General features: G+C 41.7%; 9 protein-coding genes. 4 read left to right on the forward strand and 5 right to left on the reverse strand.

Annotated elements, in window-relative coordinates:
- Positions 1-91: 91 nt before the first annotated feature.
- A complete protein-coding gene (gene rhlP / locus GUY17_RS12600; RefSeq protein ID WP_162023349.1) occupies positions 92-934 on the reverse strand; it encodes a rhombotarget lipoprotein in 843 nt (280 codons plus the stop codon).
- A 320-nt stretch (positions 935-1,254) separates the two neighbouring features.
- On the opposite strand from rhlP, the gene GUY17_RS12605 reads away from it, so the two are divergent.
- The 4 genes from GUY17_RS12605 (at position 1,255) to GUY17_RS12620 (ending at position 9,784) form a co-directional block, all read left to right on the forward strand.
- Positions 1,255-2,328 carry an efflux RND transporter periplasmic adaptor subunit gene (locus GUY17_RS12605; protein WP_162023350.1) on the forward strand — a complete coding sequence of 358 codons (1,074 nt, stop codon included), beginning with the start codon at positions 1,255-1,257 and terminating at the stop codon, positions 2,326-2,328.
- Between the two features lie 12 nt (positions 2,329-2,340).
- Entirely contained in the window at positions 2,341-5,592 is a 3,252-nt protein-coding gene (locus GUY17_RS12610) for an efflux RND transporter permease subunit (protein ID WP_162023351.1), read from the forward strand.
- Positions 5,589-8,654 (forward strand): efflux RND transporter permease subunit, encoded by a 3,066-nt coding sequence (locus GUY17_RS12615; protein WP_162023352.1) that lies wholly within the window; start codon positions 5,589-5,591, stop codon positions 8,652-8,654. Before GUY17_RS12610 ends, GUY17_RS12615 begins: the two co-directional genes overlap by 4 nt.
- 245 nt (positions 8,655-8,899) lie before the next feature.
- Positions 8,900-9,784 carry an MBL fold metallo-hydrolase gene (locus tag GUY17_RS12620; protein WP_101086860.1) on the forward strand — a complete coding sequence of 295 codons (885 nt, stop codon included), beginning with the start codon at positions 8,900-8,902 and terminating at the stop codon, positions 9,782-9,784.
- A gap of 117 nt (positions 9,785-9,901) precedes the next feature.
- Here the strand turns inward: GUY17_RS12620 and GUY17_RS12625 are convergent, their stop codons facing one another.
- From GUY17_RS12625 to msbA, 4 genes are all read right to left on the reverse strand, one after another.
- Complete coding sequence (locus tag GUY17_RS12625; RefSeq protein WP_162023353.1) at positions 9,902-10,633, reverse strand: serine/threonine protein phosphatase; 732 nt, start codon at positions 10,631-10,633, stop codon at positions 9,902-9,904.
- A gap of 407 nt (positions 10,634-11,040) precedes the next feature.
- The gene (locus tag GUY17_RS12630; RefSeq protein ID WP_101086858.1) at positions 11,041-11,217 is read right to left on the reverse strand and encodes a Trm112 family protein; all 177 of its coding nucleotides are present in this window, start codon (positions 11,215-11,217) and stop codon (positions 11,041-11,043) included.
- Positions 11,207-12,214 carry a tetraacyldisaccharide 4'-kinase gene (gene lpxK, locus GUY17_RS12635; protein ID WP_101086857.1) on the reverse strand — a complete coding sequence of 336 codons (1,008 nt, stop codon included), beginning with the start codon at positions 12,212-12,214 and terminating at the stop codon, positions 11,207-11,209. Before lpxK ends, GUY17_RS12630 begins: the two co-directional genes overlap by 11 nt.
- A gap of 16 nt (positions 12,215-12,230) precedes the next feature.
- Positions 12,231-14,033 carry a lipid A export permease/ATP-binding protein MsbA gene (gene msbA, locus GUY17_RS12640; RefSeq protein ID WP_162023354.1) on the reverse strand — a complete coding sequence of 601 codons (1,803 nt, stop codon included), beginning with the start codon at positions 14,031-14,033 and terminating at the stop codon, positions 12,231-12,233.
- Positions 14,034-14,052 lie beyond the last annotated feature (19 nt).

Below are 14,052 nucleotides of genomic sequence, written 5' to 3' on the forward strand. Positions count from 1 at the left end.
GATTAACCGAACAACGTGACTCATCGATTAATCACTGCTCATTGAAAATAGATACTTGAGCATAGTCAATTGAACATAGCCCACAGTGAGGTTAGCGTTCAACATCCTTACTGAGTCTTAATCGAATGAATAACATTATCAATAATAGTAAACCAAACTGAATATCAATAGCCCCGCCGCTGTAATTATTGCTATGTTCCACCTTGGCAATTTTTTCCTCTTTAACTCTCACCTTAAATCGAGCTAACTCATCATCTAAGTTTTTAGTCATATCAGTAACTGCCAGGTCAAAACCTTGCATCGATTTTTCTGCTAAGGTTTCATCAATACCTATGGCTGTGGTTCGTTTTTCAAGCTTGCTGATCCCCGGTGCTCTAAAAAGCATTTTTCTACTTTTAATGTCAAACACTGCGGTATCAACAAAGGTTTGTACGGTATTTTCATTGCCCGGAATCACATACATACCCACGATGGTCCAATACAATAACGCGGCATTATTCTCTACAGACTGAGTCACTTGATCGTAAGACACCAACGCCATTACATCGACATCATATAAACGCCCAACTTGTTCTAATGTGTTAAAACCATCACCACCAGCAAGATAAGTACTCGGAATGACTTCAATGCGGTCAATATAATCATATTGAACAAAAGCCGCTTTCACTTTTTCAAGTAATTCGTATTGATCTTTACTATGCACAGCCTCTTTTTGAAAACCTGTAGACGGTACAAAGGCAATACCGACTTTTACTGGTAATGTAAGCAATGGAATTTCGGCACTATGCACTGCACGATCTTCTTTATTAGGATACAAAAAGTCCATCAGACTGCTCGAAACAGACTGTTTCCCCGACTGCTGGCTCACCAACATACTGCATGAGGACAATAAAAAAACTGATGCCATCATGCCCAACCATGTTGTTGTTTTCATTTACGCTTCCTTTTAAATTATTTTCCATTTATTGATATCAATGAATCTGTTTATTTCTACAACACGAAAATACATAAATAACCAATCACACCAAATGTTAATTGTTTTCACTACCTTAACATTGTCAATTTCGCTAACCCTTAACTAAAAATACTATAAACCTTTGTTATTTATACACTATGAAAAGTGGCACAGTTAGTGCTTTGATGTATTTAATTAACATTAGTTACAAATGATAACGTGACGTTAACTCGCTTAAGAATAACAATAAGTACATTAGCGTCATTTAATTCAAAAAATATAACACTAGCAGGTACCCCATGGATAGGTTCATCAGCATGAAGAAAATGGCAATTCCTTTACTTTGCATTGCAGTATTGAGTGGTTGCAGCGGCGAAGAAGAGCAAGCAAAAGAAGATGAAAAATTTGCTATTCCGGTTGAAACAGCACTGGTCACCACAGGCAATGTATCGTCTTTTTACAGCACCACCGCCACACTTGAAGCACCTGAAGAGTCTCATGTGATGAGCCGCATTGCTGGGATAATCGAAAAGATTAACGTTGAAGAAGGCGATCGGGTTACCAAAGGGCAAATACTTGCGGTAATTGATGCCAAGCGTCAACGTTATGACTTCAATCGTTCAGAAGCCGAAGTGCAGATTATTCAGCAAGAGTTAAATCGTTTAAATAAAATGAACAACAAAGAGTTTATTAGCCAGGATCAAATGGCCAAGCTCGAGTTCAACCTACAAGCTGCTAAAGCACAGCGCGACTTAGCAGAGCTACAAGTTAAAGAAAGCCAAATCACCTCACCCATTAATGGTGTCGTTGCTTCACGCTATGTTAAAACAGGCAATATGGCAAAAGAGTTCCAAGAGTTATTTTATGTTGTTAATCAAGACCAACTTCACGGCATATTACACTTACCAGAACAACAACTTGCTAGTTTACGGGTTGGTCAACAAGCCAGTATTATTCAACAACACCAAGGTACAGCGGCCAATATTATCGATGCAAAAGTGCTGCGCATTAGTCCGATAGTGGATGCTCAAAGCGGTACGTTTAAAGTGACGTTAGCCGTGCCAAATCAAGATGCAACATTAAAAGCGGGTATGTTTACTCGGGTTGAACTTAAATACGACACCCACCTTGATGTACTTACCGTGCCTTATAACGCATTAATCAACCAAGACAACACTCAAGCTTTGTATGTGATAAAAGACACCAAGGCACAACGACGTGAAGTCACCTTGGGATATCGTGAAAATAACACGGTTGAAATTTTATCGGGTGTTGAAGATGGCGAAAAAATTGTCATCCGGGGCCAACAAAACCTCAAAGATCAATCATTAGTGGAAATTATTACCCCACTTAGCTTCGCAGCTATTCGATAACGGAGCGGGATAATGTCAATAATTAACACTTCGGTTAAACGCCCCGTCACTGTATGGATGTTCATGTTAGCTGTGATGCTTTTTGGCATGGTAGGGTTTTCTCGCCTCGCGGTAAAACTGTTACCCGATTTAAGCTATCCCAGCGTGACCATACGCACAGCCTATGACGGTGCTGCTCCGGTTGAAATTGAGCAGCTGGTATCAAAACCAATTGAAGAAGCTGTTGGGGTGGTAAAAGGACTGCGGAAAATAAGTTCAATTTCACGTTCTGGCATGTCTGATGTTGTGCTCGAGTTTGAATGGGGCACAAATATGGACATGGCTAGCCTTGAAGTGCGTGAAAAAATCGACACTATCGAGCTGCCCTTAGACATTAATAAGCCATTATTACTGCGTTTTAACCCCAATCTTGATCCCATCATGCGCTTAGCTTTTTCTGTACCCAATGCAGATGCGGAGCAGTTAAAGCAAATGCGAACCTTTGCAGATGAGGAGTTAAAACGACGTTTAGAAGCCTTATCCGGTGTTGCCGCCGTAAGGCTATCAGGCGGGTTAGAGCAAGAAGTTCATATTGAATTAAATCAACAAAAACTAAGCCAATTGAACCTTAATGCCGACCAGGTTAAGCGCCGTATAAATGAAGAAAATATTAATCTTTCAGCAGGTAAAGTGATTCAGGGTGATAAAGAATACTTGGTCAGAACCTTAAATCAATTCAATTCATTAGATGAGTTAGGTCAAGTGATTATCTACCGCGATGGCCAAACGTTAGTCAGATTATCTGATATTGCGGTGATTAGTGATGCCTACAAAGAACGCAGTGATATTACTCGCATCGGCGAAGTAGAATCGATTGAATTAGCCATATACAAAGAAGGTGACGCCAATACCGTTGCTGTTGCGCAAAAGCTACGCTCTGAACTTGAAAAAATCAATCAAGCTAATGAGCACAATAAGTTAAAAGTTATTTACGACCAATCTGAGTTTATTGAAAGCGCTGTCAATGAAGTGACATCGGCAGCGTTATTTGGCAGCTTACTGGCGATGCTGGTAATTTACCTGTTTTTACGGGACATTATTGCCACATTAATTATTTCTATCTCGATCCCTTTTTCGGTTATTGCCACCTTTAACATGATGTACTTTGCCGATATCAGCTTAAACATTATGTCGTTAGGTGGTATTGCGTTAGCAATTGGTTTATTGGTCGACAATGCCATTGTGGTATTAGAAAACATAGACCGTTATAAATCTCAAGGCATGAGTAAAGTTGAAGCTGCCGTCACAGGATGTAAAGAAGTCTCAGGCGCCATTTTTGCATCAACACTCACCACTCTAGCTGTATTTGTCCCTTTAGTGTTTGTCGACGGCATTGCAGGAGCCTTATTTGCCGACCAAGCGCTCACGGTCACGTTCGCCCTACTCGCCTCATTATTTGTTGCCTTAACAGCCATTCCCATGTTGGCATCACGACAAGGCTTCACCAGCCTGCCGCAACCAGTTGAAGTCGCCCAAAAACCGAAACCAACAAGCCGCAAAGGAAAAATCACCTACTACTTACTGGCTGTGTTGAGTTTTCCCTTTAAACTCTTGTTTAGCTATTTGCCTTCAGGATTATTAACCGCAATTATTGTCATTAGCCGTTTTGTAAGTAGTGTATTTGGGCTATTACTCAAACCCATCTGTGCCGGCTTTAACTACCTATATCGCATCGTCGAATCAATCTATTTCCGGGTGTTACATCACGCTCTACGCTATCAAGTGTTAACCATTGTGTTAGCACTTTTGGTAACACTAGCGTCAAGCAGTTTACTGCCTAAGTTAGGTGTCGAGCTAATCCCGCCGATGAATCAAGGTGAGTTTTATGTCGAAGTATTATTACCGCCAGGCACCGAAGTCAGTGAAACTGATGCTGTATTACAACAACTAGCGCTGTCGATTAAAGACCGTGAAGATGTGAAACACGCCTATAGTCAGGCTGGTAGTGGTGGGTTAATGACATCGGATACTGCAAGAGGTGGTGAAAACTGGGGCCGATTACAAGTGGTACTCGCAGACCCTTTAGCCTTTAATGCAGTTAGCCAGGTATTGCGTAACACAGCAAAAAATATTCCTGAACTAGAAGCGCAAATTGAACACCCTGAATTATTCAGTTTTAAAACCCCGCTTGAAATTGAGCTATCGGGTTATGATTTAGCTCAACTCAAACAAAGTGCAGACCAACTGGTTAATGCCTTGTCTGATTCTGACCGCTTTAGTGACATCAATACTACCTTGCGCGATGGCCAACCAGAGATCAGTATTCGCTTTGACCATGCCCGTTTAGCCTCGCTGGGAATGGACGCTCCGACAGTCGCTAACCGCATAGCCCAACGTGTCGGTGGCACTATTGCCAGCCAGTTTACGGTACGCGATCGTAAAGTGGACATTTTGGTACGCAGTGAATTAAGCGAACGCGATCAAATTAGCGACATTGAATCGTTAATTATTAATCCTAATAGTGCCCAACCAATTCCATTAAGTGCTATCGCCACAATCGATTTGCAAATTGGCCCTTCAGCAATTAATCGTATCAGTCAACAACGAGTCGCTATTGTATCGTCTAATTTGGCTTACGGTGACTTAAGCGAAGCGGTAATTGAAGCCCAGCAGATATTGGCTAAACAGCAGCTACCAAGTTCGATTCAGGCCAGATTTGGCGGCCAAAATGAAGAAATGGAGCACTCATTTGACTCATTGAAAATAGCCCTCGTTTTGGCTATCTTCCTAGTGTATTTAGTGATGGCCAGCCAATTTGAATCATTGTTGCATCCACTGCTAATCTTAATCGCTGTTCCAATGGCCGTTGCCGGCAGTATTGTGGGTTTATTCATTACCGGGACCCATTTGAGCGTAGTGGTATTTATTGGCTTAATTATGCTAGCAGGTATTGTGGTCAACAATGCGATTGTATTGGTTGACCGTATTAATCAATTGCGCCAAGAAGGTATTGATAAACTGACCGCAATTAATGATGCCGCGCAATCTCGTTTACGTCCTATAATGATGACAACCCTAACCACTACCTTAGGTTTATTACCAATGGCAATAGGCATTGGCGATGGCAGTGAAGTTCGTGCGCCAATGGCTATTACAGTCATTTTCGGATTAAGCATGTCAACCTTGCTTACATTGTTAGTTATTCCCGCTTTATATGCGCTATTTGACCGTAAACAATATACCCAAAGCGACGTTGAGTTTAATACAGCGGAGACGCCAGCATGAACATCACTCAACTGGCGATAAAGCGCCCCGTCACCACCTGCATGTTTTTCTTGGCCATTATGTTGTTTGGCATGGCGGCCAGTAGAATGCTGCCATTAGAAATGTTTCCAGGAATTGATATTCCACAAATTGTGGTGCAAGTTCCGTACAAAGGCTCCAGCCCTGCAGAAGTTGAACGCGACATCACTAAAGTGCTGGAAGAGTCACTTGCTACCATGAGCGGCATAGAAGAGGTGCGATCAGATTCAACCCAAGACGGTGCGTTTATTCAGCTCAACATGAAATGGGGTGAAGATGTTGCCACCAAAAGCCTAGAAGCGCGCGAGAAAATTGACTCGGTAAGGCATTTATTACCAAAAGATGTTGAGCGCGTCATGATCCAACAGTTCTCAACCGCCGATATGCCGGTGTTAACCATTCGCATATCAAGCGAGCGCGAACTCTCTAATGCATTTGATTTGTTAGACAAACAGCTTCGTAAGCCACTTGAACGCGTTGATGGCGTATCAAAAGTCACCCTTTATGGTGTTGAACAAAAACAGATTGAAATCCGACTTGATGCCGATAAATTGGTCGCATCAAGCCTTAATAGCCTCGATTTACGATCGCGTTTACTGGCAGAAAACTTTGTCATCAGTGCTGGTACCCTAAGAGAAAATTCACGGGTGTATCAAGTCTCACCAAAAGGTGAATTTACCAGCCTTGATGATATCAATAATCTGGTGATTGTGCCGGGTATCCGCTTGCAAGATATTGCGATGGTAAGCTATGCCCTGCCCGAGAAAATTGAAGGCCGACATTTAGATCAAAAATATGCGGTGGGTATTGATGTATTTAAGGAATCTGGTGCCAATTTAGTAGAGGTGTCTGATCGTGTGCTAAGCGTTATCGAACAGGTTAAGCAAGATCAGCAATTTAATGGCATCAAACTGTTTATCATGGAAGACCAAGCCTATGGGGTTAAATCCTCACTCAAAGACTTATTACTGTCTGGCTTAATGGGTGCGGTACTGTCATTTGGGGTGCTGTTTCTGTTTTTGCGTAACCTTAAAATGACCTTAGTGGTTATCTCATCGGTACCGATTTCATTATGTATGACATTGGCTGGTATGTATTTTTTAGGCTACAGCTTAAATATTTTATCGATGATGGGATTGTTATTAGCCGTCGGCATGTTGATTGATAATGCGGTGGTGGTCACCGAAAGCGTGCTACAAGAGAAACAAGCTGGGCACATTGACGACACTTGTCAGATAAAAGCCAACCAACAAGCCGTGTTAACTGGCGTTGAAAAAGTCTCTTTGGCGGTTTTAGCAGGCACATTAACCACCGCCATTGTTTTTTTACCTAATATTTTCGGCGTAAAAGTGCAACTGACCATCTTTTTAGAACATGTTGCTGTGGCCATTTGTATCTCGCTAGCGGCTTCATTATTGGTAGCGAAAACATTAATCCCACTGATGCTCAACCACTTTCACTTTGAAGTGCAGGCCGCTAATGACAACAATCGCTTAGGGCGTTTTTATCAACGCAGCCTCACTTGGATATTAACCCGACCAAAACGTTCTGGTGTCATCGCAGTGGCATTGTTGGTATCAACAGCATTGCCATTAAGTATGGTGCAACAAGATCAAGGAGACGGCGAAGGTAATGACCGTTTATACATTAATTACCAGCTAGAAGGTCGCCATAATCTAGCGGTGACCGAAGCCATGATTAATAGCATGGAAACGTATTTATACAGCAATAAAGACACGTTTTATATTGATGCGGTTTACAGTTACTACGCCCCGCAAGATGCACAATCAACCATTTTATTACAAAAAGACATCCCAATAGACATTGGTGAGTTAAAGAAAATGATCCGCGAAGGATTTCCTAAATTTTCGATTGCCACGCCACAATTTGGTTGGGGCAATGAAAATAACGGCATTCGTGTAACCTTAACGGGACGCTCAACAACCGAACTAATCCGCATCAGTGAACAAGTGATGCCATTGCTCGACAATATAGAGGGCTTAGTCGATGTGCGCTCGGAAGTGAATGGCGCCCAACAAGAAGTGGTGGTGGTGATCAACCGAGAAATGGCTGCCCGTCTGGATTTAACATTAAGCGATATAGCATCGAACATTGCCATTGCCTTAAGAGGGTCGCAGTTACGTTCGTTTCGCCATGATCCTAGCGGCGAACTACGTATCGAACTGGCCTATGACAAAAGCTGGCAGAACTCTTTAGAAAAACTTAAGCAACTGCCGATCATTCGCCAAGGTGACCGAGTTTATACCCTGGACAGTTTAGCTGAAGCAACCGTAGTTCCTCGATTTGATACTATTCGTCATTTTAATCGCCAAACGGCTTTATCCATTGGTGCAAATCTTGAAGATCTCACAACCGAAGAAGCGCAAACCAAAATTACTCAGGTGATGGACTCAGTGAACTTCCCCTACGGGTACGGCTACTCGTTACGCGGTGGTTTTGAACGCCAAGATGAAGACCAGTCCATCATGGCGGTAAATATGATCTTGGCTATCGCAATGATTTATATCGTCATGGCGGCGTTATTTGAATCACTGCTGCTACCGACAGCTATTATCACTTCGATTATGTTCTCAATTACTGGCGTGTTCTGGGCATTGTGGCTCACAGGTACACCAATGTCGGTAATGTCGATGATTGGCATACTTATTTTGATGGGCATTGTGGTTAATAACGGTATTGTACTGGTAGACCAAATTAATCAGATGACACCCGATTTGGATAAGCTAAGTGATACCATCATTAACGTGTGTATTACTCGTTTACGTCCGGTATTAATGACGGTTGCAACCACAGTGCTGGGATTAGTGCCATTAGCAATGGGAGATACTCAGATAGGCGGTGGTGGACCGCCGTATTCGCCAATGGCCATTGCCATTATTGGTGGGTTAACCTTTTCAACCGTCACCAGTTTGTATTTGGTACCATTATGCTATCAAGCGCTATATCTAGTACGACATAAAGCCGCAATTAGACTAGGGCTAGCCAATGCATTTGCTCAAAAACTGCTGCCTTGGACCAAATAGTCCTACACTTCAGTTCTGCTGGTGCATCGTTATTGTTTACAGTAGTCAATGTTTGCTATGGTCAATGTTTGCTATGGTCAATGTTTGCTATGGTCAATGCTTAATAAGCTACATTGGAGAAGCGTGATTTTATTTAATCAGATGCTAATTCACTGGATGTTATTGCACCATAAGTGATCAACTTGTTACGCTAGGCAGTATTAATAACAATAAAATAATTGCTATGACAGCAATGAGGGATCGTCATGAAACTAACATTTCAACGTCACATCATCGGACTCAGTGCAGTAGCGATGCTTGCATTAGCTCAAACGTCAGCCATTGCTGATGATAAGTTCAGTGATGTGGTCATTAAATCCAACAAACTAGACAATAATACTTACATGTTTATCGGGGCCGGAGGCAATATTGCGGTTTCTGCTGGAGATGACGGCATATTAATTGTTGATGATCAATTTGCACCTTTAGCCGATAAAATTACCGCCGCACTTAATGATATTCAACCTGGCTTGCCTAAATACATCGTTAATACTCATTACCATGGTGACCATACGGGTGGAAACGCCCACTTTGGTGAAACAGGCTCTATCTTAGCTCATCATAATGTTCTCGAACGTCTCAAAGCGGATAGCAGTACTCCTGCGTCAGCATTGCCCGTTATCACTTATGAAGACAATATCTCAATTCATTTTAATCAAGATACTTTAGAGGTTATTCACCTAGGTCCAGGCCATACCGATGGTGACAGTGTCGTCATGTGGCAAAAAGCCAATATTATTCACATGGGCGATTTATACTTTAAAGACCGCTTTCCGTACATTGATTTAGCGGCGGGAGGCTCTGTAACAGGCTATCGTGAAAACGTCAGTTTGATCCTCGATCGTTTAGACAATAAAACTAAGGTAATACCCGGTCATGGCGAGTTAGCCGATAAAAATGCACTGCTAAAATTCAAGCATATGCTTGATGACAGTATTAATTGGATGCGTGGTGAAATTGAAATGGGCCATGATTTAGCCACCATCAAAAAACAGGGCGTTCCAGCAAAATATGCTAATTGGGCTTGGGAATTTATCTCGGCAGATAAATGGATTGAAACTTTATATCAAGACCTAGCCGCAAAATCTTAACTAGATAATCCATTTCGGTATATCAATCAAGATCACTGCCGGTCTACATACAAAAAGCTTGCTGTCTAGGCAAGCTTTTTGTATAAAATACCAACGTAGTTAAAGGTATTACAGACACTATGCCAGTGTTAAAGGCGCTTGCCTGAAATGCCACAACACCCAATACACTGGCTTCAAATCTTTTCCACCAATATCTCGAAAAGGTCTCGCGAAATAATATAACCATTGCCAGGAAGCTAAAAATTGCTTGGCTTTTTGCCATATTGCTTCACCACCCGCTAAACGATAACAAGCAATAGCTTGATTAATCACATTATTATTGGGTCCAATATAGCGATATAAGCTATGGATAAACACCAACACATCTCGAATTTGTTGTGAGACAACTGATTTATGCTGTTGATTCGCCTCAAAATCGATAAATTTAACCTCACCGGCTTGCCAGCTAATGTCACGTAAGGCTGGACGACCATGAGCAAGCTGCATAGAGTGTAGTTTCGCTAATGCTACGCTGACATCATTTAAAATGGGTTGCCATAAGGTTTGGTTTGTACACTCGAGCAGATGATTAATGGTACTTCCAGCGTCTTCGACAACCATGTAACCGTCACCAAAATCGACAACCGCAGGCACTGGTGCACCTAAATGACTTAGCGTATTTAATACACCAATTTCTTTATGTAATGCAGCTGTGGAGTTTTGCTTTAATAAACGCATCGCCCCTGCAAGATGCTCTACTTGCTTCAACCAATATCGCTTACCTTGGTATTCGAAAGGCACTACACGTTCGCCACGGTGTTCACGATAAACCTTAGCCACATGTTGTTGAAAACTATCATTCTCAGCCATAAAACAACCTAGTCATCGACTCACTATTACTGATGACTAAATTATCTTACTAACGTTTATAGAACTCAATTAAATCAATGATTTTTAGTGCTTTTTGATAGAATATTAGCTTTATATAAAAACTTCATACATAGCTTGTATACAAACTAAAAACACAAAAGATACATTTGGTTACCATCGATATTAATCAGTATGAATATCCGATCAATTCATCATTAAATAGCACACACGATAAATGACCATGATTAATGACTAAGGTAAAAATGATTAGATAAACGGAGCTAAGAGCAAACTGTTGATAGCTGAATAAGAAAAATGTTGCAGCTCAATATAATGGCTTTCCTCAAACAAAAAAAGCGCCCTTTTGGGCGCTTAATCATTCAATCATTTTTCACATCATCGAACCGTTATTCAGTCACTAACGCTGTAGCACGATTTTCTAACAATACCGGAATACCTTCGGTAATAGGGTACGCTAATTTATCAAACTTGCAGATCAGTTGTTGCGACTCTTTGTCGTAATCTAGCTTGCCTTTACATACTGGGCAGGCCACAATTTCGAGTAATTTTTTATCAAATGCCATGAGACAATCCTTTTTTAGTTTGAGCCACTTGCTGTAATTGGCTCAACAATGCGTGATCAAATTCTGAGTTAAGCTTCGCATTTACAGGTAAATACCACCAGTTTGATTGTGCAAAATCGCGACATTTAACCGCATCTTTTTCAGTCATTAATAATGAATGCTGTACGGATAAGTCACTTAATTGCTTTGGGTCAAAAGCTTGGTGATCTGCGAACTCAACTGTTTGTACTACTTTATAGCCTAACTGGCTAATACTATTAAAAAAACGTTGCGGGTTACCAATACCCGCCATAGCAACGACACTATGTTGCTGATTAAACTTATCGTCTAGGTTATTGTCAACCTGACAAAGCGGCGCGGGCTCTAGTGCCATCAGCACTTCACCGGTTTGAGCTGGTCCGCCATTATTTATCACAAAATCAACTGAATTTAACCGCCACAAACCTTCACGTAAAGGGCCTGCGGGTAACAAGCAGTGATTGCCATAACGACGCTCACCATCCACTAAAGCAATTTCGATATCACGGCCTAAGGCATAATGCTGTAAGCCATCATCACTAATAATCACATCAACATCAAAGTCTGCTAATAATGTATGCGCTGCGCTCACTCTCTTGGCACCGACAACCATAGGTACTTGAGTACGAGCCACTATCATTGCAGGCTCATCCCCTACATCATTAGCTTTTGCATTAGGATTGACAGCAACAACACCATCGATATTAACTCCATAGCCTCGGCTTATCACACCTGGCTTGTAACCATGTTGGCGTAACAGTTCAATTAAATAAATTACTGTTGGAGTTTTACCACTGCCTCCCGCGGTGATATTACCCACCACTATTACGGGGACAGGTAATACTTGCGCTTGTTTTAGCCCACAACTAAACAGTAACCGCCTAATAGTGGATATTAACCAAAATACCCCAGATAACGGCAGTAATAACCATTTAGCTTGATGACCTTGATACCAAATGCGATGAATAAGCTGTTGCATCACAACCACCTAATCATTATTGACTGAACTGCATCTGGTAAAGATTAGCGTAAATACCTGCTTGGGCAATTAACTCACTGTGATTACCGCGTTCAACAATTTTCCCTTGATCGATAACCAAAATTTCATCAGCGCTTTCTATGGTTGATAAGCGATGGGCAATCACAATAGAGGTGCGATTATGACGAAGATTATCGAGGCCTTTTTGAATCGCTTTTTCCGACTCAGTATCCAATGCCGATGTTGCTTCATCTAAAATTAACACTGGCGCATCACGTAACATGGCGCGAGCAATGGCAATACGTTGGCGCTGGCCGCCTGAAAGCAACACACCATTTTCGCCGACTTGGGTATCAAGACCTTCAGGTAAAGTATCAATAAATTCCATGGCATAGGCTAATTCTGCTGCATGCACAATTTGTTCGCGAGTCACTTCACCTGGATAAGCATAAGCAATATTATTGGCGATAGTGTCGTTAAACAAGGTAACTTGTTGCGACACTAAAGCGACTTGATTACGCAGTGATTTTAGTTGGTAATCATAAATACTGGTGTCATCAAGACGGATATCACCAGTTGATAAATTACCATAAAAGCGAGTAATCAAACTGGCAATGGTCGATTTACCAGAGCCTGAACGACCGACTAATGCAACCGTTTTACCCGGCTTAACTTCAAAATTAATCCCATTAAGTGCAGACTTTTCTTGGCCAGGATATGCAAATGTCACATTATTAAAGGTCAACTTACCTTCAACTCTATCGATACTAAATGCACCATTATCTGGTTCTGGTGGGGTGTCTAATAATTCAAATACTGTGGTACAAGCGGCAATACCACGCTGAAATTCCGCATTGACACGGGTTAAGTTTTTAATCGGTTGTAGCATGGCTAACATGGCGCCTAAAATAGCAGCAAAAGTACCAGCGGTTAAATCCGTTCTCATGCTATCCCAAGTAGCGGCATACAACACAAACGCCAATGCGAATGAACCAATCACCATAATGAGCGGCTGGCTGATTGACTGCGCAACCGCAAGTTTCATGTTTTGGTAGCGGTTACGATCGTTAACTTGGAAAAAGCGTTCAACCTCAGTTTTTTGTCCACCAAACACTAATACGTTTTTATGGCCCTTAATCATCTGCTCTGTGGTTGCGGTTACACCGCCCATTGCAGATTGAATTTGCTTAGAAACCTTGCGAAAGCGTTTGCTGACAACACTAATAACCACGCCCATGATGGGGCCTATCACCAAAATGCATAACGACAATTTCCACGAATAGTAGAACATAATGCCTAACATACCGATGGCCGTCATGCTGTCTCGGACGATTGAAATTAACGCACTGCCTGATGCTCGAGCAATTTGTTCGGTATCAAACGTAACGCGCGAAATCAAATTACCGCTATTTTCACGGTCAATATAACTCACAGGTAAACGTAGGTAATGCTCAAACACTTGTTGACGCATATCCATAATGAGCTGAGCACTCATGTATGACACACAATAGGTCGACACAAAGTTAGCCACTCCACGTAAACTAAACATTAAAATAACCGCTATTGGGGCCATTAACATAATGTCTTTATTGGCGTTAAAGCCACCGTGTGTTGGTAAGTCGACACCGGCGACTATCGCTGGAGTTTGACTAAAGCCTTCATCAATAAACGGCTTAATAAATGCGATAAACGCTGCATCGACAGCGCCATAAGTAATAAGACCTAGAACAGCCATAATAAACATGGCTTTCATCGGTACGACATAGGCCATCAAACGTTTGAAAACGACCCACATTTCATTTTTAGGTGATGCTGACATTGAATCCAATACTTAACTA

Source organism: Shewanella sp. Arc9-LZ (assembly GCF_010092445.1).
In the GTDB taxonomy this organism is placed as follows: domain Bacteria; phylum Pseudomonadota; class Gammaproteobacteria; order Enterobacterales; family Shewanellaceae; genus Shewanella.